Source organism: Pseudomonas ceruminis, from assembly GCF_021602025.1.
Taxonomy (GTDB): domain Bacteria; phylum Pseudomonadota; class Gammaproteobacteria; order Pseudomonadales; family Pseudomonadaceae; genus Aquipseudomonas; species Aquipseudomonas ceruminis.
In genome coordinates, this window is record NZ_BQHW01000023.1 from 42,676 (window position 1) to 66,370 (window position 23,695).

Annotated in this window: 24 protein-coding genes and 1 tRNA gene; 20 read left to right on the plus strand and 5 right to left on the minus strand. The window is 62.7% G+C overall.

Features of this window, described 5'->3' with window-relative positions; genetic code table 11:
- Positions 1–7: 7 nt before the first annotated feature.
- A complete protein-coding gene (gene rne, locus L6D80_RS22645; protein ID WP_176516229.1) occupies positions 8–3,268 on the minus strand; it encodes a ribonuclease E in 3,261 nt (1,086 codons plus the stop codon).
- Positions 3,269–4,077: 809 nt separating this feature from the next.
- Between rne and rluC the strand changes: the two genes are divergently transcribed.
- Genes rluC through L6D80_RS22660 form a run of 3 tightly spaced genes read left to right on the plus strand, consistent with a single transcriptional unit; the run spans position 4,078 to position 6,710 of the window.
- Entirely contained in the window at positions 4,078–5,034 is a 957-nt protein-coding gene (rluC, locus tag L6D80_RS22650; protein WP_054901172.1) for a 23S rRNA pseudouridine(955/2504/2580) synthase RluC, read from the plus strand.
- A gap of 3 nt (positions 5,035–5,037) precedes the next feature.
- Positions 5,038–5,718 (plus strand): HAD family hydrolase, encoded by a 681-nt coding sequence (locus tag L6D80_RS22655; RefSeq protein ID WP_054901171.1) that lies wholly within the window; start codon positions 5,038–5,040, stop codon positions 5,716–5,718.
- Positions 5,719–5,720: 2 nt separating this feature from the next.
- Positions 5,721–6,710 (plus strand): S49 family peptidase, encoded by a 990-nt coding sequence (locus L6D80_RS22660; RefSeq protein WP_054901170.1) that lies wholly within the window; start codon positions 5,721–5,723, stop codon positions 6,708–6,710.
- 16 nt (positions 6,711–6,726) lie between these two features.
- On the opposite strand, the gene L6D80_RS22665 is transcribed toward L6D80_RS22660, so the two are convergent.
- The gene (locus L6D80_RS22665) at positions 6,727–7,305 is read right to left on the minus strand and encodes a Maf family protein (protein ID WP_054901169.1); all 579 of its coding nucleotides are present in this window, start codon (positions 7,303–7,305) and stop codon (positions 6,727–6,729) included.
- Positions 7,306–7,401: 96 nt separating this feature from the next.
- Between L6D80_RS22665 and L6D80_RS22670 the strand changes: the two genes are divergently transcribed.
- The 12 genes from L6D80_RS22670 to L6D80_RS22725 all read left to right on the plus strand — a co-directional run bounded on the left by L6D80_RS22670 (position 7,402) and on the right by L6D80_RS22725 (position 17,240).
- Positions 7,402–7,929 carry a YceD family protein gene (locus L6D80_RS22670; RefSeq protein WP_012313431.1) on the plus strand — a complete coding sequence of 176 codons (528 nt, stop codon included), beginning with the start codon at positions 7,402–7,404 and terminating at the stop codon, positions 7,927–7,929.
- Between the two features lie 13 nt (positions 7,930–7,942).
- A complete protein-coding gene (gene rpmF, locus L6D80_RS22675) occupies positions 7,943–8,125 on the plus strand; it encodes a 50S ribosomal protein L32 (RefSeq protein ID WP_003247154.1) in 183 nt (60 codons plus the stop codon).
- Positions 8,126–8,128: 3 nt separating this feature from the next.
- Positions 8,129–9,139, plus strand: coding sequence for a phosphate acyltransferase PlsX (gene plsX / locus L6D80_RS22680; protein ID WP_082422773.1), 1,011 nt, complete (start codon positions 8,129–8,131; stop codon positions 9,137–9,139).
- Positions 9,140–9,266: 127 nt separating this feature from the next.
- Positions 9,267–10,205 carry an ACP S-malonyltransferase gene (gene fabD, locus L6D80_RS22685; protein ID WP_054901166.1) on the plus strand — a complete coding sequence of 313 codons (939 nt, stop codon included), beginning with the start codon at positions 9,267–9,269 and terminating at the stop codon, positions 10,203–10,205.
- An 18-nt stretch (positions 10,206–10,223) separates the two neighbouring features.
- Entirely contained in the window at positions 10,224–10,964 is a 741-nt protein-coding gene (fabG, locus tag L6D80_RS22690) for a 3-oxoacyl-ACP reductase FabG (protein ID WP_054901165.1), read from the plus strand.
- Between the two features lie 203 nt (positions 10,965–11,167).
- Positions 11,168–11,404 (plus strand): acyl carrier protein, encoded by a 237-nt coding sequence (acpP, locus tag L6D80_RS22695; RefSeq protein ID WP_054901164.1) that lies wholly within the window; start codon positions 11,168–11,170, stop codon positions 11,402–11,404.
- Between the two features lie 174 nt (positions 11,405–11,578).
- The gene (gene fabF, locus L6D80_RS22700) at positions 11,579–12,823 is read left to right on the plus strand and encodes a beta-ketoacyl-ACP synthase II (protein ID WP_054901163.1); all 1,245 of its coding nucleotides are present in this window, start codon (positions 11,579–11,581) and stop codon (positions 12,821–12,823) included.
- Positions 12,823–13,638: an aminodeoxychorismate lyase gene (gene pabC / locus L6D80_RS22705; protein ID WP_176516227.1), complete on the plus strand. Its 816-nt coding sequence runs from the start codon at positions 12,823–12,825 to the stop codon at positions 13,636–13,638. The genes fabF and pabC overlap by 1 nt, the downstream gene beginning before the upstream one ends.
- Before the next feature lie 4 nt (positions 13,639–13,642).
- On the plus strand, positions 13,643–14,806 hold the full coding sequence (gene mltG, locus L6D80_RS22710; protein WP_054901161.1) for an endolytic transglycosylase MltG: 1,164 nt from the start codon (positions 13,643–13,645) through the stop codon (positions 14,804–14,806).
- 9 nt (positions 14,807–14,815) lie between these two features.
- Entirely contained in the window at positions 14,816–15,448 is a 633-nt protein-coding gene (gene tmk / locus L6D80_RS22715; protein WP_054901160.1) for a dTMP kinase, read from the plus strand.
- Complete coding sequence (locus L6D80_RS22720; RefSeq protein ID WP_054901159.1) at positions 15,441–16,427, plus strand: DNA polymerase III subunit delta'; 987 nt, start codon at positions 15,441–15,443, stop codon at positions 16,425–16,427. The genes tmk and L6D80_RS22720 overlap by 8 nt, the downstream gene beginning before the upstream one ends.
- A 30-nt stretch (positions 16,428–16,457) precedes the next feature.
- Positions 16,458–17,240: a TatD family hydrolase gene (locus L6D80_RS22725; RefSeq protein ID WP_054901158.1), complete on the plus strand. Its 783-nt coding sequence runs from the start codon at positions 16,458–16,460 to the stop codon at positions 17,238–17,240.
- 279 nt (positions 17,241–17,519) lie between these two features.
- Here the strand turns inward: L6D80_RS22725 and L6D80_RS22730 are convergent, their stop codons facing one another.
- A complete protein-coding gene (locus tag L6D80_RS22730; protein WP_176516225.1) occupies positions 17,520–18,653 on the minus strand; it encodes an aminotransferase class V-fold PLP-dependent enzyme in 1,134 nt (377 codons plus the stop codon).
- 71 nt (positions 18,654–18,724) lie between these two features.
- Between L6D80_RS22730 and L6D80_RS22735 the strand changes: the two genes are divergently transcribed.
- From L6D80_RS22735 to L6D80_RS22755, 5 genes are all read left to right on the plus strand, one after another.
- Positions 18,725–19,360 carry a TetR/AcrR family transcriptional regulator gene (locus tag L6D80_RS22735; RefSeq protein WP_012313442.1) on the plus strand — a complete coding sequence of 212 codons (636 nt, stop codon included), beginning with the start codon at positions 18,725–18,727 and terminating at the stop codon, positions 19,358–19,360.
- Between the two features lie 106 nt (positions 19,361–19,466).
- Positions 19,467–20,435 carry a GTP 3',8-cyclase MoaA gene (locus tag L6D80_RS22740; RefSeq protein ID WP_054901156.1) on the plus strand — a complete coding sequence of 323 codons (969 nt, stop codon included), beginning with the start codon at positions 19,467–19,469 and terminating at the stop codon, positions 20,433–20,435.
- 65 nt (positions 20,436–20,500) lie between these two features.
- Positions 20,501–21,106 (plus strand): DUF4823 domain-containing protein, encoded by a 606-nt coding sequence (locus L6D80_RS22745; RefSeq protein WP_054901155.1) that lies wholly within the window; start codon positions 20,501–20,503, stop codon positions 21,104–21,106.
- Positions 21,107–21,116: 10 nt separating this feature from the next.
- Positions 21,117–21,677, plus strand: a complete 561-nt coding sequence (locus tag L6D80_RS22750) for a DUF1285 domain-containing protein (RefSeq protein WP_176516223.1) — start codon at positions 21,117–21,119, stop codon at positions 21,675–21,677.
- 104 nt (positions 21,678–21,781) lie between these two features.
- Positions 21,782–22,213, plus strand: a complete 432-nt coding sequence (locus tag L6D80_RS22755; RefSeq protein ID WP_176516213.1) for a cupin domain-containing protein — start codon at positions 21,782–21,784, stop codon at positions 22,211–22,213.
- Between the two features lie 41 nt (positions 22,214–22,254).
- On the opposite strand, the gene L6D80_RS22760 is transcribed toward L6D80_RS22755, so the two are convergent.
- Positions 22,255–22,330: transfer RNA gene (locus tag L6D80_RS22760), tRNA-Asn, on the minus strand.
- A gap of 75 nt (positions 22,331–22,405) precedes the next feature.
- A complete protein-coding gene (locus tag L6D80_RS22765; RefSeq protein WP_176516211.1) occupies positions 22,406–23,602 on the minus strand; it encodes an amino acid aminotransferase in 1,197 nt (398 codons plus the stop codon).
- Positions 23,603–23,695: the final 93 nt, after the last annotated feature.

The following is a 23,695-nucleotide window of genomic DNA, read 5'->3' on the forward strand; positions in this document are numbered from 1 at the left end:
GTGGCTATCAACCGTGATGAGGCTTGTGCTCATCGGCAGCTTCCAGCACTGGCTCGCCCGTAGCGGCGGCCGCTTCCTGCGCAGCCTTGGCAGCTGCTTCGGCTTCACGCTTGCGGCGACGCACTTCACGTGGGTCGTTAGGTGCGCGGCCGTTTGGCAGCATGACAGTCGGCGCTTCCACTACTGCCGGGGCTTCGGCCGGGGCCGCCTCGACAGCCACGGGCGCTGCTTGGGCAACGACCGGGGCGAGATCAGCGACCACTGCTGGCTCGGCTTCGACCACAGCGGCAGGCTGCTCAATCGACGCTTGCTCGACAACCACTGGCGCTTTCTCGGCTTCACCGGCTTCGACGGCGGGTGCTTCGACCGACGTTTCGGCAACCACCTGCGGCTCGGCCACAGGGGCTGGCTCGGCGGCTGGCTGGGCGGCGGCTTCGATTACCGGCTCGGCAGTGGCTTCAACCACCGCGAGCGGCTCGCTGACTGGCTGCTCGACCACTGGGGCGATAGCGAACGCCTCGGCCTGTGCTTTGACCTGTTCTTCCGCTTGCGCGACAACTTCAACCTGCTCGGCCGGCTGAGTGGCTTCGCTGTTGTCGGTAACGGCAGCGTCGGCGGTGGCGCGCTCGGCCTGCTGGTTGGCTTCAGCCTCGGCGTCGGCACTGATGTTGCTGGTGGCCACTGCGGCGGTGACGGCCAGGCCCGCAGCCAGTTCGGCACCCAGCTCGGTGGCCTGGTGCTGTTGCGGCTGCTCGTCGCTGCCTTCGTCTTCGCTGCCTTCGATCAGCTCGCCATTGGCATTGCGTTGGCGCTCACGACGGTTGCTGCGGCGACGCTGCCCGCGGGAGCGGCGACGCGGACGCTCGCCATCGGCGCCTTCCTGCTCGTCCTGCAGCAGCTCTTCGTTCGGCAGTTGCTCTTCGGCAAGCTCCGCAGCCTGCTCGGCGGCCTGTTCGGCTGCGCGAGGCTGACGCTCTTCGCGTGGTGGGCGAGGCTGGCGTTCTTCGCGAGGGGCGCGCTCTTCACGTGGCGCACGCTCTTCGCGCGGTGCGCGTTCTTCACGGGGGGCACGCTCTTCACGCGGTGCGCGCTCTTCACGAGGGGCACGCTCTTCACGAGGTGCGCGCTCTTCACGAGGTGCACGCTCTTCGCGAGGTGCACGTTCTTCGCGAGGTACGCGCTCTTCACGCGGCTGGCGCTCTTCGCGGGCTACCGGTGCGGCATCGAGAGGCTCGCGCAGTTCGCGTACGCGCTCCTCGCGGTTGCCGCGACGGTCTTCGCGGGGCTGGCGCGGAGCACGTTCTTCACGCGGCGCGCGCTCTTCGCGTGGGGCACGCTCTTCACGGGGGGCACGTTCTTCGCGTGGTTGACGCTCTTCACGCGGTGCACGCTCGGCGCGTTCTTCGCGCGGCTTGCGCTCTTCGTCACGGCGCCCATTGCGGTTGCGGCTTTGCTGGCGGCCGTTGCGACGCTCTTCGTTGCGCTGGTTGCGCTCGGTGGCCGGCTTCTCGGCGGCGACCACGGGGGTGGCGGCAGGTTCGTCCTTGCCGGCGAACAGGCTGACCAGCGACTTCACCAGGCCTTTGAACAGGCTTGGCTCCGGTACGCTTGGAGCAGGCGCTACCGGCGCGGCAGGCTGCTGCTCTTCGGCTGCGCTCGGCGCTGGGGCATTGGCGCGGGCCGGGGCTGTCTTGACGGCGGCCTCCTGGCGAACCAGGGTGCGGGTGGCGGTCGGCTGTAGCGGTTCCTCGGCTTCGGCGGCGGCGATCTCGTAGCTGGACTGGTTGTTCAGCACTTCCGGGTTGTCGTCGCGCAGGCGCTGGACTTCGAAGTGCGGGGTTTCCAGGTGATCGTTGGGCAGAATGATGATGCGCGCACGGGTGCGCAGTTCGATCTTGGTGATCGAGTTGCGCTTCTCGTTGAGCAGGAACGCGGCCACCGGGATCGGTACCTGGGCACGCACTTCGGCGGTGCGGTCCTTCAGGGCCTCCTCCTCGATCAGGCGCAGGATGGCCAGCGACAGCGACTCGACGTCACGGATGATGCCGGTGCCCGAGCAGCGTGGGCAGACGATGCCGCTGCTTTCACCCAGCGATGGACGCAGGCGCTGACGGGACATTTCCAGCAGGCCGAAGCGCGAGATGCGGCCAACCTGGACGCGGGCACGGTCGGCCTCGAGGCATTCGCGCACGCGCTCTTCGACGGCGCGTTGGTTCTTCGCCGGGGTCATGTCGATGAAGTCGATGACGATCAGGCCACCGATGTCACGCAGGCGCAGCTGGCGGGCGATTTCCTCGGCCGCTTCCAGGTTGGTCTGCAGTGCGGTTTCCTCGATGTCGCTGCCCTTGGTGGCACGCGCCGAGTTGATGTCGATGGAGACCAGGGCCTCGGTCGGGTCGATTACGATCGAACCGCCGGACGGCAGGTCGACGACGCGCTGGAAGGCGGTCTCGATCTGGCTTTCGATCTGGAAGCGGTTGAACAGCGGTACGCTGTCTTCGTACAGCTTGACCTTGCTCGCGTACTGCGGCATCACCTGGCGGATGAAGGTCAGGGCTTCTTCCTGGGCATCGATGCTGTCGATCAGCACTTCGCCGATGTCCTGGCGCAGGTAGTCGCGGATGGCGCGGATGATGACGTTGCTTTCCTGGTAGATCAGGAACGGCGCGGCGCGGTCCAGGGACGCTTCCTTGATGGCGGTCCACAGCTGCAGCAGGTAGTCGAGGTCCCACTGCATTTCTTCGCTGCTGCGGCCAAGGCCGGCGGTGCGCACGATCAGGCCCATGTCGCCCGGCACGGTCAGGCCGTTGAGGGCTTCGCGCAACTCATTGCGCTCTTCGCCTTCGATGCGGCGGGAGATGCCCCCGGCGCGCGGGTTGTTGGGCATCAGCACCAGGTAGCGGCCAGCGAGGCTGATGAAGGTGGTCAGGGCGGCGCCTTTGTTGCCGCGCTCTTCCTTCTCGACCTGGACGATGACTTCCTGGCCTTCGCTCAGGACTTCCTTGATGTTAACGCGGCCTTCAGGGGCCTTCTTGAAGTACTCGCGGGAGATTTCCTTCAGCGGCAGGAAGCCGTGACGTTCGGAGCCGAAGTCGACGAAGGCGGCTTCGAGGCTAGGCTCGATCCGGGTGATCTTGCCTTTGTAGATGTTGGCCTTTTTCTGCTCACGCGCGCCGGACTCGATGTCCAGGTCGTAGAGACGTTGGCCGTCCACCAGGGCTACACGCAACTCTTCGGGTTGAGTTGCGTTAATCAGCATTCTTTTCATGTTGTACCGTCGGTTTCCGGGCTGCCGGAAACGGCGTGCGGCACACACGACTTCTCATGGTCGGTGCCAAGGTGCGCAAAGGGTGGCCGGGCCACCCCCGTGTCGAGCAACGTTCGGCACCAGCCGGTTACCCAGCCTGCCGTTGTCGCGACGACGCGTCCTGTTTGCTGCGGTGCCAAGAGGCCCCTGCGGTATCTGCAGAGATATCCGAATCGATATCCGAATCAACCCAGCAGGCCTCGTGCACTCAGTCAGGAGGAGGAATCAACCGTCAGCCGTGGACGCCCGGGGGCATCTGTTCAGGACCTTATCCGCTCGCCGGCCATTCACTGGGCCGGTGGCCGGACGCGGTGCTACACGGTCCGAGGGCTGTGCATCTCCACCCTGCACGTATCCCTGATAATTCGGGTGCTGCCGCGCGCTGAATCCGCAACGGGTTGCATTTTTCGCCAGCGCAGATTCTGGGCTGGCGCCATTCATGTCCAAGGCAGGTATTTCCGAAGCATTCGCCGGGCGTTGCGTGGAAGCGACGGGCGGGCAGAGGTACAGCGAAAAGAATCGGGTAAGCAGGTGAAACACCGCACTTGTCGTTTTTTTTCGGTCTTCTCTACACAGCGCTGGTGGCGATTCCAGGCAATTCGGTAAACTGGCGAAAACCCCGTAGGACGGCCTCGCGTCCTGGAGAATTGCGTAGGTCAGGGACCGGCTAAGGGCCTGGTGCCGCTGGCCTGCCGCTTTTGGCGGCGTTCGCGACTATAGCAGTAATGATTAAGTGCTTCAATTCCATAAAAAATTGTTATGATCCCGCCATGACGACCAATACCCCTCCGACTTCCGGCGTTCAGCTGATCGAAGTCGCGCCGGAACTTGCCGGCCAACGCATCGACAATTTCCTCATCACGGCGCTCAAGGGCGTGCCCAAGACGCTGGTTTATCGCATCCTGCGCAAAGGCGAGGTGCGGGTCAACAAGGGCCGTATCAAGCCTGAGTACAAGCTGCAGGCCGGTGACATCGTGCGCGTGCCGCCCGTCCGCCTGCCTGAGCGCGACGAGCCGGCGCCGGTCGCCCAGGGGCTGCTGCAGCGCCTGGAAGCGGCCATTGTTTATGAAGACAAGGCGCTGATCGTGATGAACAAGCCGGCCGGCATCGCCGTGCATGGTGGCAGCGGCTTGAGTTTTGGCGTGATCGAGGCGTTGCGCCAGTTGCGTCCGGACGCCAAGGAGCTCGAGCTGGTGCACCGCCTGGATCGTGACACTTCCGGCCTGCTGATGATCGCCAAGAAGCGCAGCATGCTGCGCCACCTGCATGCCGCGCTGCGCGGTGATGGCGTCGACAAGCGCTACATGGCGTTGGTGCGCGGTCACTGGCCAACCTCCAAGAAGCAAGTCAATGCGCCGTTGCTCAAGAGCAACCTGCGCTCGGGTGAGCGCATGGTCGAGGTCAACGATGAGGGCAAGGAGGCGCTGACCCTGTTCCGTGTGCTGCGCCGTTTCGGCGAGTTCGCCACCATCGTCGAGGCGCGCCCGATCACGGGGCGCACCCACCAGATCCGCGTGCACACCTTGCATGCCGGGCACATGATCGCCGGTGACAGCAAGTACGGCGACGAAGATTTCAGCCGCGAGATTCGCGAGCTGGGCGGCAAGCGCCTGTTCCTGCATGCCTATGCCCTGACCGTGCCGCTGCCTGATGGCGGTGAGCTCAAGCTTGAGGCGCCCGTGGATGAAGTTTGGGCAAAAACCGTGGAGCGCCTGAGTGCGTCCTGATTTATGACAAAGCGCTACGAGCTTCTGATCTTCGATTGGGATGGCACGCTGGCTGACTCCATTGGCCGTATCGTCGAAGCCATGAACGCCGCGGCCGAGCGTGCCGGTGAGGCGCCGAGCCGCGACGAGGCAGTCAAGGGCATCATCGGTCTGGCCCTCGGTGAAGCCATTGCCACCCTCTATCCTCATCTGGACGCCGTGCAGGTCGAGGTCTTTCGCCAGCACTACGCCGATGTCTACATGGCGCTCGATCAGCAGCCGTCGCCACTGTTCGAGGGCGTGGTCGAGTCGCTGGACGCTTTCAGGAGTGAGGGTTACCGCCTGGCGGTCGCAACCGGCAAGGCGCGTCGCGGGCTGGATCGGGTACTCAGGGCCAATGGCTGGGAAGGCTTTTTCGACATCACCCGCGCAGCCGACGAGGCGCGTGGCAAACCCCATCCGTTGATGCTCGAGCAAATCCTCGGCCATTGCGGCGTCGAACCTGGGCGTGCGCTGATGGTCGGAGATTCGGCGTTCGATCTGCAGATGGCCAGCAATGCCGGCATGCATTCGGTGGCGGTGGGGTATGGTGCCATGCCGTTGCAGGCGCTGGCCGAGTTCGGCCCGCAGGTTTGCATCGATCATTTCTCCCAGTTGCGCGAGTGGCTGGCAGGTTCCACGCAATTCCAATTCCAAGGTAGGTGAGCATGGCTGACGAGTGGAAGGCCCCTGAGTCCGAACCCGATGAGCGCGAAGAGCGCAAGAGCTGGAAGCTTCTGGAGAAGACCCTGCTGGCAGGGGTGCAGGAGCAGCGCCGGTCGCGGCGTTGGGGGATATTCTTCAAGCTGCTCACGTTCGTCTACCTGTTCGGCCTGCTGGTGCTGTTCTCGCCGCTGATGGACATGGACAAGGCCGCCTCGCGCAGTGCCAACCACACGGCGCTGGTCGAGGTGCGCGGGGTTATTGCCGACCAGGAGGCCGCCAGCGCCGACAATATCGTCAAAAGTCTGCGCGAGGCATTCAAGGACGCCAAGACCAAGGCGGTGGTCATGCGCATCAACAGCCCGGGCGGCAGCCCGGTGCAGGCGGGCTATGTGTATGACGAGATCCGTCGGCTGCGCGGTGAGCACCCGGACATCAAGCTGTATGCAGTGATAACCGATCTGGGGGCTTCTGGCGCTTATTACATCGCCAGTGCGGCCGATGAAATCTATGCCGACAAGGCCAGCCTGGTGGGGTCCATCGGTGTCACAGCGGCCGGTTATGGCTTCGTCGGCACGATGGAGAAGCTAGGGGTGGAGCGGCGCAGCTATACCGCTGGCGAACACAAGGCCTTCCTGGATCCGTTCTCGCCAGAAAAGCCCGAGGAAAAGGCGTTTTGGCAGGGTGTGCTGAATACCACTCACCAGCAGTTCATCGCCATGGTCAAGCAGGGGCGGGGTGATCGCCTGAAGGACAAGGAGCATCCAGAGTTGTTCAGCGGCCTGATCTGGACCGGTGAGCAGGCCAAGGCGCTGGGGCTGGTCGATGGCCTGGGCAGTGCCAGCTATGTGGCGCGTGAGATCGTGGGAGAGAAGGAGTTGGTCGACTTCACTGTTCAGGAGTCGCCGTTCGATCGCTTCTCCAAGCGCATCGGTGCCAGTGTGGCTGAACATCTGGCCCTGTACATGGGCTTCCAGGGGCCTACCTTGCGTTGAGGCCCCCCGTGTGATCTCAGGGGATCGTTACGCCTTCTGAGCTCAGCATGTCCACCAGTCGAATCAGCGGCAGCCCGATCAGGCTGGTGGCATCGCACCCATGCGTGCTCTGGAACAGGCTCACTCCCAGCCCCTCAGCCTTGAAGCTGCCTGCGCAATCCAGCGGCTGCTCCGCTGTCACGTAGCGCTCCACGCGCGCGCGGTCCAGTTCCCGCATCGTCACGGTAAAAGGTACGCAGTCGACCTGGCATTGCCCCGTGGCAGTGTTGAGCAGTGCCAGCCCGGTGAGGAAGGTGACCTGTTGGCCGCTCGCTTCGAGCAACTGTTCACAGGCGCGTTCGAACGTGTGTGGCTTGCCAAGGATCTGTTCACCCAGCACGGCGACCTGGTCGGAGCCGATGATCAGGTGTCCGGGGTGGCTGGCTGCCAGTGCCTCGGCTTTTTCCCGGGCGAGGCGGCGAACCAGGTCGACGGCTGGCTCGTCACCCTGGCGCTGTTCGTCTATGTCGGGGCTTGCCCAGGTGAAGGGCAGGCGCAGGCGCGCAAGCAGTTCGCGCCGGTAAGTGGAGCTGGAAGCCAGCAACAAAGGCAGCATGGTAGACTCCTGGTCAGTTGAACCTGATTCTAACATGTGAGATGCCGCCGAATTTCCTTTGACAGGGGCGGGGGGCATCCCTAGAATGCTGCGCCTATGTTGAATGACCCGATTCCACCTCACGTTGACCCGCGCAAATTAGCCGATCGTGGCGTAACCCTTAACGGTTCGCTGCAACTCGCTGATTTGGAAAGACTCTGCGACCCGCTTTCCGACAATGTCGGTACGGTGCAGGCGAAGTTCGATTTTGAACGAGATGAACAGCACGTGGTGGTTATCCACAGTGAGCTGGATGTCGAGGTCAAAATGGTTTGCCAGCGTTGTCTTGAGCTGGTCACCCTGCCGATTCACAGTGAATGTACATACGCTGTGGTGAAGGAGGGTGCGAATACCCAGTCGTTGCCGAAAGGCTATGACGTGCTGGAACTGGGCGAAGATCCTTTGGATCTGCAGGCCTTGATCGAGGAGGAGCTTCTGCTCGCCTTGCCCATCGTGCCTGCTCATCATCCGGAAGAATGCCAGCAGCCGGCGGGCGCAGACGAGCCCGAATCGAGCAAGGACGAGGTATCGCGGTCCAACCCGTTCAGTGTTTTGGCGCAGTTAAAGCGTGACCCAAACGTTTAGGAGTTAATCAATTATGGCTGTTCAGCAGAACAAAAAATCCCGCTCTGCCCGTGACATGCGCCGTTCGCACGACGCCCTGTCGGAAAACGCGCTGTCGGTAGAGAAAACCACCGGTGAAGTACACCTGCGCCACCACGTTTCGCCAGAAGGCGTATACCGTGGTCGCAAAGTGGTCGACAAGGGCGCTGACGAGTAATCCTTGTCCGCTCAGATCATCGCGATCGACGCAATGGGCGGGGACTTCGGTCCCCGCAGCATTGTCCAGGCTAGCATTGCCTGCCTTTCGGCTACCCCCTCGCTGCACCTGACCCTCGTCGGTCAACCCTCCCTCCTTGAAGATCTCGTCAGCGGCCTTGCGGCTGCGGATCGCGCGCGCCTGCAGATTGTCGCGGCCAGTGAGGTGATCGGCATGGACGAGCGGCCGTCCCAGGCGTTGCGCGGCAAACCCGATTCGTCGATGCGCATTGCCCTGGAACTGGTGCGTGATGGCAAGGCTCAAGCCTGCGTCAGCGCCGGCAATACCGGTGCGCTGATGGCGCTGTCGCGTTTTGTGCTCAAGACCCTGCCGGGCATCGATCGGCCGGCCATGGTGGCGGCCATCCCGACTCAGGTAGGGTATTGCCAGTTGCTCGACCTGGGCGCCAACGTCGATTGCAGTGCCGAAAACCTCTACCAGTTTGCCGTGATGGGCTCGGTGGCCGCTCAGGCTCTGGGGGTTCATCGTCCGCGGGTGGCGTTGTTGAACATCGGCACCGAGGACATCAAAGGCAACCAGCAGGTCAAGTTGGCCGCCACGCTGCTGCAGAATGCCCGGGGCCTCAATTATGTCGGCTTCGTCGAAGGTGATGGGCTGTATCGAGGTGAAGCCGACGTCGTGGTGTGCGACGGCTTTGTCGGCAATATTCTGCTCAAATCCAGTGAAGGCCTGGCGACCATGATCGGTGCGCGCATCGAGCAGTTGTTCAAGGGCGGCGCCTTGGCCCGTATAGCCGGTGCCATGGCCATGCCACTGCTCAGGCGCCTACAGGCCGACCTGGCGCCGGCGCGGCATAATGGCGCAAGCTTCCTGGGGTTGCAGGGTATCGTCATCAAGAGCCACGGCTCGGCAGGGGTCCAGGGGTTCCAGAGCGCCATTCAACGGGCGTTGATCGAGATTCAGGAGAACCTGCCCCAGCGCCTGCACGGCCGCCTCGAAGACCTGTTGCCTTAGGCGTATCGCCGATGAAGTGCTTAAATGTGACCGTTTGGTCTGTGTTTCCATCCAACTGTTCAGATTCCGCGTCCAGCCTCGTGCTCGGCGCGCCCTATCCGACGACAAGATCATAAGGGCTTGTTCAATGTCTGCATCCCTCGCATTCGTCTTCCCGGGTCAAGGTTCCCAGTCTCTGGGTATGCTCAAAGAGCTCGGCGCCGAGAAGCCAGTGATCGTCGAGACCTTCAAAGAAGCGTCCGATGCTCTGGGTTACGACCTGTGGAAGCTGGTCCAGGAAGGTCCGGAAGAACAACTCAACCAAACCGACAAGACACAGCCTGCCATCCTCACTGCCTCCATTGCGCTGTGGCGCCTGTGGCTGGAAGAGGGCGGTGCGCAGCCGGCATTCGTGTCCGGGCACAGCCTGGGTGAATACAGCGCTCTGGTCGCTGCCGGCAGCCTGGCGTTGAAAGACGCGGTCAAGCTGGTAAAGCGTCGTGGTGAGCTGATGCAAGAGGCCGTGCCGGCTGGCCACGGTGCCATGGCCGCGATCCTCGGCCTGAGCGACGACGATGTGAAAGCCATCTGTGCCGAAGCGGCCGAAGATGAAGTGGTCAGCGCTGTTAACTTCAACTCTCCGGGCCAGGTGGTCATTGCTGGCAACGTCGCAGCGGTCAACCGTGCCATCGAGCTGTGCAAGGCCAAGGGCGCCAAGCGCGCCTTGCCGTTGCCGGTCAGCGTGCCGTCGCACTGTGCATTGATGAAGCCGGCCGCCGAGCGGTTTGCCGACGACGTCAACGCCATTGAATGGAAGGCGCCGCAAATCCCGGTGGTGCAGAACGTCACGGCTGCCATCGCCGCCGACCTCGACACCCTCAAGCAGGACTTGCTGGCGCAGCTTTACCAGCCCGTGCGCTGGGTCGAGTGTGTGCAGACCCTGGCCGCCAACGGTGCGGTCAATCTGGTCGAGTGCGGCCCAGGCAAAGTCCTGGCTGGCCTGAACAAGCGTTGCGCCGAAGGCGTGACCACCTACAACCTCAATACCCCTGACGCCGTCGCCGCCACCCGTGCGGCGCTGGCCTGAATTTTTGGAGATGCTTGCATGAGCCTGCAAGGTAAAGTTGCATTGGTGACCGGCGCCAGCCGTGGTATCGGCCAGGCCATCGCCCTCGAGCTGGGCCGCCAGGGCGCGACCGTGATCGGTACGGCCACTTCGGCTTCTGGTGCCGAGCGCATTGCCGCTACCCTGAAAGAACACGGCATCGCCGGCACCGGCATGGAGCTGAACGTGACCAGCGCCGAATCCGTGGACGCGGTACTGGGCGCCATCGGCGAGCAGTTCGGCGCACCGACCATTCTGGTCAACAACGCCGGCATCACTCGTGACAACCTCATGCTGCGCATGAAGGATGACGAGTGGTTCGACGTGATCGATACCAACCTGAACAGCCTCTACCGTTTGTCCAAGGGCGTGCTGCGTGGCATGACCAAGGCGCGTTGGGGTCGTATCATCAGCATCGGTTCGGTCGTCGGCGCCATGGGTAACGCTGGCCAGGCCAACTACGCGGCCGCCAAGGCAGGCCTGGAAGGCTTCAGCCGCGCCTTGGCGCGTGAAGTAGGCTCGCGTGGCATTACCGTCAACTCGGTAACCCCTGGCTTCATCGACACCGACATGACCCGCGAGCTGCCTGAGGCGCAACGCGAAGCCCTGCAGACCCAGATTCCGCTGGGCCGCCTGGGCCAGGCCGACGAAATCGCCAAGGTGGTTTCCTTCCTGGCATCTGACGGCGCAGCCTATGTCACTGGCGCTACCGTGCCGGTGAACGGCGGGATGTACATGTAAAACCGCAACTCAATGTGACGGATTGCTTAAAAAAAGAGTCATACTGCGAGCCTAAAATCCGTTATAAAGCTGCAACCAGATTCCAGGCAGGGGGCCAGGTCACTAAGCCGAAGGTGCGTTGAGCTTGAAAAGCGAACGTCTTTCTATAAACTTGGTCACCGGCCAGCTGCCTGACATATGTCCATTAGGAGTGAAAACTAGGTATGAGCACCATCGAAGAACGCGTCAAGAAAATCGTCGCCGAGCAACTGGGCGTCAAGGAAGAGGAAGTGACTAACGAGAAGTCCTTCGTCGATGACCTGGGTGCCGATTCGCTTGACACCGTTGAGCTGGTGATGGCTCTGGAAGAGGAATTCGAGACCGAAATCCCTGACGAAGAAGCCGAGAAGATCACTACCGTTCAAGCTGCCATCGACTACGTCACCAGCCACCAGGCCTAAGACGCTTTAGTCGACGCTTCTTGTCGAGAAGAACCGCACTGCCTTTGCCGGCGTGCGGTTTTTTCTTTGCGAGCTGCGTGCGTCGACCGATCCGCATCGAGAGCTTGTTGCCATTTCATTCCGTTGCCTTGAATGCAATGGCAAGAGACTCTGTTATTAGAAAAGGAGAGTACTGTGTCGCGTAGACGCGTCGTGGTCACCGGTATGGGTATGCTGTCGCCACTGGGTACCGATGTACCGAGCACCTGGCAGGGCATTCTGGCTGGCCGCAGTGGCATCGGTCCGATCGAACACACGGACTTGTCTGCCTACTCCACCCGTTTTGGCGGCTCGGTGAAGGGCTTCGAGGTCGAGCAGTACCTGTCGGCCAAGGAGGCTCGCAAGCTTGACCTGTTCATTCAGTACGGGCTGGCAGCCGGTTTTCAGGCGGTGCGCAACGCCGGCCTGGAAGTCACCGATGCCAACCGCGAACGCATCGGCGTGGCCATGGGGTCGGGCATCGGTGGCCTGACCAATATCGAAGAAACCAGCCGTACCTTGCACGAGCAGGGGCCGCGCCGTATTTCGCCGTTCTTCGTGCCGGGTTCGATCATCAACATGATTTCTGGCTTCCTGTCGATTCACCTTGGGCTGCAGGGGCCGAACTACGCCATTGCCACGGCGTGCACCACCGGTACTCATTGCATCGGCATGGCCGCGCGCAATATCGCCTACGGTGAGGCCGATGTGATGATCGCCGGTGGCGCCGAAATGGCGGCGTGCGGCCTTGGCATGGGCGGCTTCGGCGCGTCGCGTGCGCTGTCGACCCGCAACGATGAGCCGGCCCGTGCCAGCCGTCCGTGGGACAAGGGCCGCGATGGTTTCGTGCTGTCTGATGGTGCCGGTGCCTTGGTGCTGGAGGAGTTGGAGCACGCCAAGGCCCGTGGTGCGACCATCTATGCCGAGCTGGTCGGTTTTGGCATGAGTGGCGATGCTTACCACATGACCTCGCCACCGGACAGCGGCGAAGGGGCAGCGCGCTGCATGGCCAATGCCTTGCGCGATGCCGGCATCCAGCCGCAAGAGGTCAGTTACATCAACGCCCATGGCACCTCAACCCCGGCTGGCGATGTCGCCGAAGTTGCGGCGATCAAGCGTGTGTTTGGCGACCACGCCTACAAGCTGGCGGTCAGCTCGACCAAGTCGATGACTGGCCACTTGCTGGGCGCGGCCGGTGCGGTCGAGGCGATCTTCAGTGTACTGGCGATCAACAGCCAGATGGCACCCCCTACCATCAACCTGGATGAACCGGACGAAGGTTGCGACCTCGACTTCGTGCCGCACCAGGCGCGCAGCATGCCGATCGACGTGGTGTTGTCCAACTCGTTCGGCTTTGGCGGCACCAACGGCTCGCTGGTGTTCCGCCGGTTCGCCGGTTGATGCACAGTTGGATCGATGGCCAGCCTGCGACTGCGGTCAACCTGCAGAACCGTGGCCTGGCCTACGGCGATGGCCTGTTCGAGACCATCGCCGTACGTGCTGGCCGGCCCAGCTTGCTCGAAGGCCATCTGGACCGCTTGGCGCTGGGTTGTCAGCGCCTGGCTATCGACGCCGACCTGGCACTGCTGCGTGACGAAATTTTGCGTTACGCCGCCCAGCTGGGTGAAGGCGTGGCCAAGCTGATCCTTACCCGCGGTGATAGCCAGCGTGGCTATGCCCCGGTGGTTGGCGTCGCACCCCGGCGTATCCTTCAAGGCGGCCCGCTGCCCAGCTATCCTGTCGAGCATGCCGAGCACGGCGTGCGACTGTTTTCCTGCCAGACTCGGCTTGGGGAACAACCCTTGCTGGCAGGCCTCAAACACCTCAACCGCCTGGAGCAGGTGCTGGCCCGTGCCGAATGGCAGGACAGCGAACATGCCGAAGGCCTGATGCGTGACGGGCAGGGCAGGGTAGTCGAGGGCGTGTACAGCAATCTGTTCCTGGTGCGCGACGGCGTGCTGCTGACGGCTGATCTGAGCCGTTGTGGTGTTGCTGGCGTGATGCGCAGTGCCTTGCTCAAGCAGGCCCGGGCGATGGCCATTGCGGTGCAGGTACGTGACGTGGCGTATGACGAGTTGGAGCAGGCAGACGAAGTGTTTGTCTGCAATAGCGTCTACGGTGTCTGGCCTGTGCGTGCAATTGCTGCATTGAACTGGTCGCCGGGCCCACTCACCCGTAAACTGCAGGCCGTTGCCCGTACGTTACTGGATACCTGAATTCGTGAGACGCAAATTCCTGCTGCTGCTGGAAATGGGCTTGATTCTGGCTGGCCTGGCCTTGGGCTGGGCGGCCTGGAAGGTTCATTCAGTGCTGGAGCAGCCCTTGCATGTGACGCAAGAACGCCTGCTCGACGTGCCCAGTGGCACCAACCCTAACCGCATGTTCTACCGCATGCAGAGCGAGGGGTTGCTCGACGACGCCTTCTGGCTGCGCCTGTACTGGCGCTTCAACATGGTGGGCACACCACTTAAAACCGGTGAATACCGCCTCACCCCCGGCATGACTGTCGAAGACTTGTTCGATGCCTGGCGCCGTGCCGACGTGGTGCAGTACAACCTGACCCTGGTCGAAGGCTGGACCTTCCGCCAGGTCCGCTCGGCCATCGCCAAGCATGAAAAGATCAAGCACACCCTCGACGGCTTAGCCGATTCGGAGGTGATGGACAAGCTAGGCCATACTGGGGTGTTCCCGGAAGGGCGCTTCTTCCCCGACACCTATCGCTTCGTGCGGGGCATGAGCGATGTCGAGCTGCTGCAGCAGGCCTATATGCGCCTGGACGAAGTCCTCGCCAAGGAGTGGGCCGAGCGCACCACTGACCTGCCATACCGTGACCCTTACCAGGCGCTGATCATGGCCTCGTTGGTAGAGAAGGAGACCGGTATCCCCCAGGAGCGCGGGCAGATCGCCGGCGTGTTCGTCCGACGCCTGCGCCTGGGCATGATGTTGCAGACCGATCCAACGGTCATCTATGGCATGGGCGAGCGCTACAACGGCAAGATCACCCGCGCCGACCTGCGTGAACCCACGCCCTACAACACCTACACCATGACCGGGCTACCACCGACGCCGATCGCCATGGTAGGGCGCGAGGCAATCCATGCTGCGCTCAACCCGTCCGACGGCACCAGCTTGTACTTCGTCGCCCGGGGCGATGGCAGCCATGTGTTCTCCGACGACCTCGACAATCACAACTCGGCGGTGCGCGAGTTTCAGCTCAAGCGGCGCGCCGACTACCGGTCCAGCCCGGCACCGCAGGCGCTGCCGGGTGCAGGCGAGGCGCCGGCGGTAGACCCTGCAGCACCGGGCGAGCCCGCCACGCAGGACTCGGCCCCCTCCGGCGAGCCTGCTCCGGGTGAAGCGCCGGCGCCTGACGAACAACATTAAGGACTGCCTGTGAGCGGCTTGTTTATTACCCTGGAAGGCCCCGAAGGCGCGGGCAAGAGCACCAACCGCGACTACCTGGCCGCACGCCTGCGTGAGCAGGGGTTGGATGTCGTGCTGACCCGCGAGCCTGGGGGCACCCCGCTGGCCGAGAAAGTCCGCGAACTGCTGTTGGCGCCCAGCGATGAAACCATGGCGGCCGACACCGAGCTGTTGCTGGTGTTCGCCGCGCGCGCCCAGCACCTGGCCCTGGTTATCCGCCCGGCGCTGGCCCGTGGGGCGGTGGTGTTGTGTGATCGCTTCACCGATGCCACCTACGCCTATCAAGGCGGCGGCCGCGGTTTGTCAGTGGAGCGTATTGCTGCGCTTGAGCAGTTCGTCCAGGGCGCCTTACGCCCCGACTTGACACTCGTCTTCGACCTGCCAGTGGAAGTGGGCCTGGCCCGTGCGGCTGCGCGGGGTCGTCTGGACCGCTTCGAACAGGAAGGTCAGGCCTTCTTCGAGGCCGTGCGCCAGGCCTATTTGCAGCGTGCCCAGCGTGAGCCGCAGCGCTACAGCCTGCTGGACGCCGCGCAGCCACTGGAGGCCGTGCAACGTGCCTTGGATGCCCTGTTGCCGAGCATCCTGGAGCGTTGCCGTGGCTGAGGCCTACCCCTGGCAGCAGGCGTTGTGGCAGCAGTTGGCCGGTCGTGCCCAGCACGCCCATGCCTATTTGCTGCATGGGCCTCAGGGCATCGGCAAGCGGGCCTTGGCCGAGCGCCTGATGGCTCGGCTGTTGTGCCAGCAGCCACAAGGGTTGGATGCCTGCGGGCAGTGCAAGTCCTGCCTGTTGTTGAAGGCGGGCAGCCACCCGGACAACTTCGTGCTGGAACCAGAGGAGGCTGACAAGCCGATCAAGGTCGACCAGGTGCGCGAGCTGGTGTCCTTCGTGGTGCAGACTGCCCAGCTTGGTGGGCGCAAGGTGGTGTTGATCGAGCCGGTCGAGGCGATGAACGTCAACGCCTCCAACGCGCTACTCAAAAGCCTGGAAGAACCCTCGGGCGATACCGTGCTGCTGCTGGTGAGCCATCAGCCCAGCCGCCTGTTGCCGACCATCAAGAGCCGTTGCCAGCAGGTCACCTGCCCCCAGCCAGGCCTGGCTCAGAGTCAAGCTTGGCTAGCCACGGCGCTGCCCGACAGCGACGAGGCCGAGCGCGCTGAGCTGCTGGCCCTGGCCGCCGGCTCGCCACTGATGGCCGTGAGCCTGCAGGCGCAGGGTGTGCGTGAGCAGCGGGCCCTGGTCACCGACGGGGTGAAGAAACTGCTCAAGCAGCAGCTGTCACCCAGCCAGTTGGCCGAAGCCTGGAACGGCGTGCCGTTGCTGCTGTTGTTCGACTGGTTCTGCGACTGGTCGCACCTGATCCTGCGCTATCAGTTGACCCAGGATGAAGAAGGGCTAGGCTTGGCCGACATGCGCAAGGTAGTGCAATACCTGGCGCAGAAGAGCCGGCAGGCCAAGGTGCTCGAGGTGCAGGCGTGGATCCTCGAGCAGCGCCAGAAGGTGTTGGGCAAGGCCAACCTCAATCGTGCCCTGCTGCTGGAGGCCTTGCTGGCCCATTGGTTGCAGCTGCCAGGTGCGCGCTGATCTTTAATTTCCTCATGTGTGCCGTATCCCATGCTCGTAGATTCCCATTGCCATCTTGACCGTCTTGACCTAAGCGCCCATCAGGGCTCCCTCGATGCTGCCCTGCAGGCTGCCCGCGAGCGGGGAGTGGGGCATTTTCTGTGCATTGGTGTAAGTGCCGAGAATGCCGGTGCGGTCAAGGCCCTGAGCGAGCAGTATGCCGATGTCGATTGCTCGGTTGGCGTCCACCCGCTTGACCTGGCGCCGGGTGAAACACCGGCGCTGGAATGGCTGCTGCGCGAGCTGGCGCATCCGCATGTCGTGGCCATAGGCGAAACGGGGCTGGACTATCACTACGAGCCGGAGGCTGCTGAGCTGCAGCAGGCATCGTTCCGCCTGCACCTGGAAGCATCGCGCCAGACCGGCAAGCCGGTGATCGTGCATACCCGCGCAGCAAGGGCGGACACCTTGGCGCTGCTGCGCGAGGCGAACCTGCCCCAAGCCGGGGTGTTGCACTGTTTCACCGAAGACTGGGACATGGCCAAGGCGGCCCTGGACCTGGGTTACTACATTTCGTTGTCCGGCATCGTCACCTTCCGTAATGCCGATGCGCTGCGCGAGGTGGCCCGGCAGGTGCCGGTCGACCGCCTGCTGGTGGAAACCGACTCGCCGTACCTGGCGCCGATCCCGTACCGGGGTAAGCCCAACCTGCCGCAGTACGTGCGTGAGGTGGCGGAATATGTGGCGTCGTTGCGTGGGGTGAGTTACCAGCAGTTGGCCGAGCAGACCACGGCCAACTTCAAGCGGTTGTTCCCCTTGGCCCGTGTGGCCTAAGCCAGCCCGGCGCGGCAAGCTCGGGTGTAGCGGCACCATCGCCGCCGTGGCGGCGGGCTTGTCGGCCGAAAAAAAACCCGGGTTCTGGGGGGGGAATCCGGGTTAAGACCATTAGGAGTAAAACAAAGGTACGCGGTCCCTGAGCACCTTTATCGGCGCGCCACTTGGGGGGGATGCGCCGCGCCAACACTTCAAGTATTGGTCAGGTTTGGCGCAGTGCCAGTGCCTGTTGTACGTTTTTTAAACAGATTTGGAATACGCGCGGCGTCCCTTCCTTCTTCAGCGCATGGCCAAGCGCCTTACCTGCTGGACAGCTTCCTCGATAATCTTCGGGTCGGTATAGAAATGCGGCGAAAACCGCACGCCGGGGCCGCGCAATGCGCAGATCGTGCGTTCGGCGAGCAGGCTGCGATAGAGCTCGGTGCTGTCTTGCCCCGCGACACTGAATGTTACGATTGCAGCGCGGCGGCCCTCGCTGACCGGGCTATGCAGGCGCAGCCCCGGGATGCTCGCCAGCCCTTGCAGCAACTGTTCGACGCGCTGCTGCAACAGCAGGGCGACCGCGTCCATGCCGACGTCCTCCAGCAATGACAGGCTTGCCTCAAGCGCGCAGGCACCCAGCATGTTCGGGCTGCCACACTCGAAGCGTCGTGCGCTACGCGCGGGCTGCCACTGGCGGCGCTCGAAATCTCCCAGGTGTTCAAGCATGTGCCAGCCGTAAGCATGGAGCTTAAGTTGTGGGCGCAGCGCGGCGCGGCAGTAGAAGAGACCCAGCCCCTCAGGGCCCAGCATCCATTTGTGGCCATCGGCCATGGCGAAATCGCACTGATAATGCTGCACGTCGAAGGGCAGCGCACCGATCTGTTGAATGGCGTCGACGCAGAACAGCACATTGCGTGTCCGGCAGCCCGCACCGAGGCGCGCCAAGTCCAGGCGCAGCCCGCTGCCGAACTGCACGGCACTGACCGCAAGCAGTCGCGTGCGCTGGCCACAGGCCGCCAGCAGCGACGCCTCCGGGTCGGCGCCGGCAAGGCTCACCTGAAGCACGTCGACACCGCGATCGGCCAGCGCCTCCCACACCACTCGGTTGGAGGGGAATTCCTCATCGCTGATAACAACCTGGTGGCCGTGTTGCCAATCAAGGCCGAACGCAACCAGCGAGAGGGCCTCGGAGGTGTTCTTGACCAGTGCGATGTCGCCGTGTGAAGGCGCGTTTATCAACCGTGCCAGGCGTTCGCGCAGCCGCCGTTCGGTGGCCAGCCAGGTAGAGTAGTCACTGGCCCCCAGGTGCACATTGGTCTGGGCAAAGCGTGCAACGGCTTCGCTGGCCCGGCGCGGCCACGGCGCGATGGCCGCATGGTTCAGGTAGCGCAGCCCTGGGGCCTGGACGAACTCATCGTGAAACATAGACATGGTTGGATGATCCGTGCAATTTGCTGCAAGTTAGGCATAATAAACCGCTTCAATGTCATCCAGTCCTTCCTATGCAGAAAGAACCTCGTAAGGTCCGTGAGTTTCGCCGTCGCGAACAGGAAATCCTCGACACCGCGCTCAAGCTGTTCCTCGAACAGGGTGAAGACAGCGTCACTGTCGAGATGATCGCCGACGCCGTAGGTATCGGCAAAGGCACGATCTACAAGCACTTCAAGTCCAAGGCGGAGATCTATCTGCGCCTGATGCTCGACTATGAGCGGGACCTGAACGCGCTGTTGCACTCAGCCGATGTCGATCGTGACAAGGAGGCGCTGTCGCGCGCCTACTTCGAGTTTCGCATGCGTGATCCGCAGCGCTACCGGTTGTTCGACCGCCTGGAAGAAAAGGTGGTCAAGGGCAACCAGGTGCCGGAGATGGTCGAGGAGTTGCACAGCATCCGTGCCTCCAATTTCGATCGCCTCACCCAGTTGATCAAGGGCCGCATCAGCGAAGGCAAGCTCGAAGACGTGCCACCGTACTTCCACTACTGCGCAGCATGGGCGCTGGTGCATGGCGCAGTAGCGCTTTACCACTCGCCGTTCTGGAGCAACGTGCTGGAGGATCAGGAAGGCTTCTTCCAGTTCCTCATGGACATCGGCGTACGCATGGGCAACAAGCGCAAGCGGGATCCGGAACCTGCCAGCTGAGGCATCTGGCCGTTTGTGAGTAAACCCGGCATGGACAGGGGCTTGCAAAAACCTGAATTTTGAGTCAGGTTTTGCCAGCCCCGATTCATCCATGCCGGAGTCATCCATGATCGTCGATCGTCAAGGCAGGCGTTTTCGCAACCTGCGCGTCAGCCTGACGGCTGCCTGTAACTACGCGTGCACCTATTGCGTACCGGATGGCAAGCGGCTCGTGGCGGCGCAGGACGAACTTCCGGCGCAGGCGCTGGCAACAGGTGTTGCCTACCTGATGGAAACCGCGGGTATCCAGCGCCTGCGTATCACCGGCGGCGAGCCTCTGGTCAGCCCCAGGCTGGATGCATTTCTCGCCGCAGTGGCCAGGCTCGACCTCGAAGACATCACCTTGACCACCAATGGCCAACTGCTTGCGCGCAAGTTGCCGCAACTACAGGCGGCGGGGATCCGCCGCTTGAATGTGTCCCTTGATAGTCTCGACCGGGAGGCTTTCCGACGTATCGCGCGGGGCGGGGACCTGGCCAGTGTCTTGGCCGGCATGCAGCAGGCCCAGGCCATGGGCATGCAGATCAAAGTCAACATGGTGCCCATGCGCGGGCAGAACCTGGACCAGGTGCTGCCAATGCTCGAGTACTGCCTGGCCCATGGTTTTGAACTGCGTTTTATCGAGCTGATGCGCATGGGCCACCTGGCACGTGATCACAACGCCTTTTTGCAGCAGTTCGTGGGGCTCGAGCAGTTGTTGGCGATGATCGGCCGCGAGCATGCGTTTCGACAGGCCGATGCGCCGCCGGACGCTACCGCGCTGCGTTATCACATTATGGGCAAGGGCCATTTTGGCGTGATCGCCAATGAAAGCGTACCGTTCTGCCGGAGCTGTTCGCGCTTGCGTCTGTCGTCCACGGGTTGGCTGCATGGCTGCCTGTCGTCGGGCAATCGTCACTATATCGGCGACGTGCTGGAGCAGCCGCGTCACCAGGCACTGCCCGCCCTGCAGCAATTGCTGGTGAAGGCGCTGGGTGACAAGCAAGCAGTGGCATTTTCCGGTGATGTGATGGTGATGAAAGTGATTGGCGGCTGATCTGGCGCAAAAGCTGCATCCGCCGGCTATTCGCCGGTTTTTCGTCACCGGCCACTGGAGGGAAGATGCGTAGCCTGGTCTTGCCGCTGGCGCTGTTGGCGCTGGGCGGCTGCATGAATGTCAGCGATATGGGCGAGGGCGTCCGTTACCACATGAGCGATGCCGGCCTGCTGGATCACAGCGATACGCGCCGCACCTTGTCGATCCGCCTGCAACCCGATTCGTTCATCTTCATCGGCCAGGGCGCCTTCATGCCGCCGGGCAAAGGCCCGGTGCCAAAGCAGAACGTGGTAGCCGAGGAGGCGTTCAAGAGTTTCGTCGAGTACTTCCCGCTGGTGCGCCGCGCGCAAGGGCCGCTGGGCCTGGAAGAGGCGATCGCCGAAGCGCGTGCGGTCGGCGCCGACTATGTGCTGTATACCCGCTTCGCTCGCACCGATGACCGCATCGGCAATGGTGACGAATGGTATGACGAACAGGCTGTCGACCGCCTGGGGTGGGACACGGGCGTGGTGCAGATGATGCTGATCGAGACCAACACCCGCTACCTGATCGACACGGCGCGGATCAAAAGCCGTGGCGGTTTGTTGACGTTCCACGACAACTCACCGCAGGATTTGCTCGCAGCGCCTATGCGCGAGTACGCTCGTAGCCTTCTGGGCATGAGTGAGTGAGGGCAGGGTAATGACGGATTCCGGCAAGGCCAATGATCTTCTGGCGCAGGTCCCCAAGCACAAGGGCTTGCCGCCGGTGCATCTGTGGAATCCGGATTTCTGCGGTGACATCGACATGCGCATTGCCCGTGATGGCACCTGGTATTACCTGGGCACGCCAATCGGCCGCAAACCGATGGTGCGGCTTTTTTCCACCATCCTGCGCCGTGATGGCGATGACTATTTCCTGATCACGCCCGTGGAAAAGGTGGGTATCCGAGTCGACGATGCCCCCTTTGTTGCCGTTACCCTGGACGTGCAGGGCAGTGGTGAACAACAGGTCCTGCGGTTTACCAGCAATGTCGACGATCAGGCCGAGGCCGGGCCGGACAACCCGGTGCGGGTCGAGATCGATCCACTCACGCAGGAACCCTCGCCTTATGTGCTGATGCGCAGCAACCTTGAGGCATTGATCCATCGTAATGTGTTTTACCAAATGGTGGAGCTGGCGGTACCCCGGGTGATCGAAGGCGAAGAATGGCTAGGGGTCTGGAGCCATGGCCAGTTCTATCCGATCGGGCGTAGTGCCTGACATACCGGCGCAGCAGCGGCCCCCTGCTTTTTCCCTGAATTGGCCATTGGTCACCCACGCGCCAGGGCATACCCTGCTGGCAGTTGCCAATCAGGAGAAACCCCATGAAGCCCTCGCGTCTTTCCCTTGGCTTGCTTGTCAGTGCCGGTCTGCTCACGGGGCAGCCCAGCGCCTGGGCGCACGGTAACGTGACTGATCAGGTCGAAGTCCTGCAGGAACAGCAACCGTCGAACGCCCCCGGCAAGACCGCCGTGATGCTTACCGTCCGCTATGCGCCCGGCCAGGCATCTCCCGCCCACCAGCATCCTGGTGCAGTGATGGCCTATGTGCTCGAAGGGACGGTAGTGTCGAAGCTCAACGACCAGCAGGAAAGGACCTACAGGGCCGGTGATTACTGGTACGAAGCGCCGGGTACGGTACACAGCGTTTCGCGCAATGCCAGCAAGACCGAGCCTGCCAGGTTGCTGGTCTGGAGCCTGGTGGACACGGGTAAGCCTGTTACCGAGCCACTGCTCAATCCGGCCGAGCAGAAATGAAAAAACCTCCAGTGCTTGCGCACTTGGAGGTTTTCAGTATTTGGCTCCGCGACCTGGACTCGAACCAGGGACCCAATGATTAACAGTCATTTGCTCTACCGACTGAGCTATCGCGGAATCTGCGCCTATCTTACTGATTGCTAAGGGGAAGTCAACCCACCCCTTAGCAGTCCAGGCAGCCAGATCAAGCCGTTACAGTACTTCGACGATGGCTTTGGTCACCACGTGGATGTTGCTTTGATTCAGTGCGGCGACCGCGATGCGGCCGGTGTCCAGCGCATAGATCCCGAACTCGTTCTTCAAGCGTGCCACCTGCTCGACGGTCAGGCCCGAGTAGGAGAACATGCCCGCTTGGCGGCCAACGAAGCTGAAGTCGCGCTTGGCGCCATATTCGGCCAGCAGTTCGACCATCTGCTTGCGCATGCCGTGGATGCGGGTGCGCATTTCGGCCAGCTCGGTTTCCCACATCTGGCACAGCTCAGCGCTATTGAGCACGGTGGCGACGATGGTCGCGCCGTGGGTCGGCGGGTTGGAGTAGGTGGTACGGATCACACGCTTGACCTGCGACAGCACACGGGTGCTTTCGTCCTTCGAGCCCGTGACGATCGACAGCGCGCCGACGCGCTCGCCGTACAGCGAGAACGACTTGGAGAACGAGCTGGAAACGAAGAAGTCCAGGCCCGACTCGGCGAACAGGCGCACGGCGAAGGCGTCTTCGGCGATGCCAGCACCAAAGCCCTGGTAGGCCATGTCGAGGAACGGCACATGGCCCTTGGCCTTGACCACTTCCAGGACGTTTTTCCAGTCGTCCAGGGTGAGGTCGACACCCGTCGGATTGTGGCAGCAGGCGTGCAGCACGACGACCGAGCCGGACGGCAGCGCGTTCAGGTCCTCAAGCATGCCGGCGCGATTGACGTCGTTGCTCGGGGCGTCGTAGTAGCGATAGGTCTGTACCGGGAAGCCAGCTGTTTCGAACAGCGCGCGGTGGTTTTCCCAGCTTGGGTCGCTGATGGCCACCACGGCATTGGGCGACAGGCGCTTGAGGAAGTCGGCGCCGATCTTCAGAGCGCCGGTGCCGCCCACGGCCTGCACGGTGACCACGCGGCCAGCGGCCAGCAAAGGCGATTTGGCGCCGAAAATCAGTTTCTGCACGGCCTGGTCGTAGGTGGCGATGCCGTCGATCGGCAGGTAGCCGCGCGATGCATGCTGGGCAGCACGCTGGGTTTCGGCTTCGATCACGGCGCGCAGCAGCGGAATGCGGCCTTCCTCATTGCAGTACACGCCCACGCCCAGGTTGACCTTGTCGGTCCGGGGATCGGCGTTGAATGCTTCGTTGAGGCCCAGAATGGGGTCGCGGGGTGCCAGCTCGACAGCGGAAAACAGGCTCATTGTTACCTTGGCTCTGAATGGAGAGTGATAGGACGTACACGCTCCAGCCGAAATGCACTGAAGCGGTGCACAAACGGGGAGTCAGTATAGTGA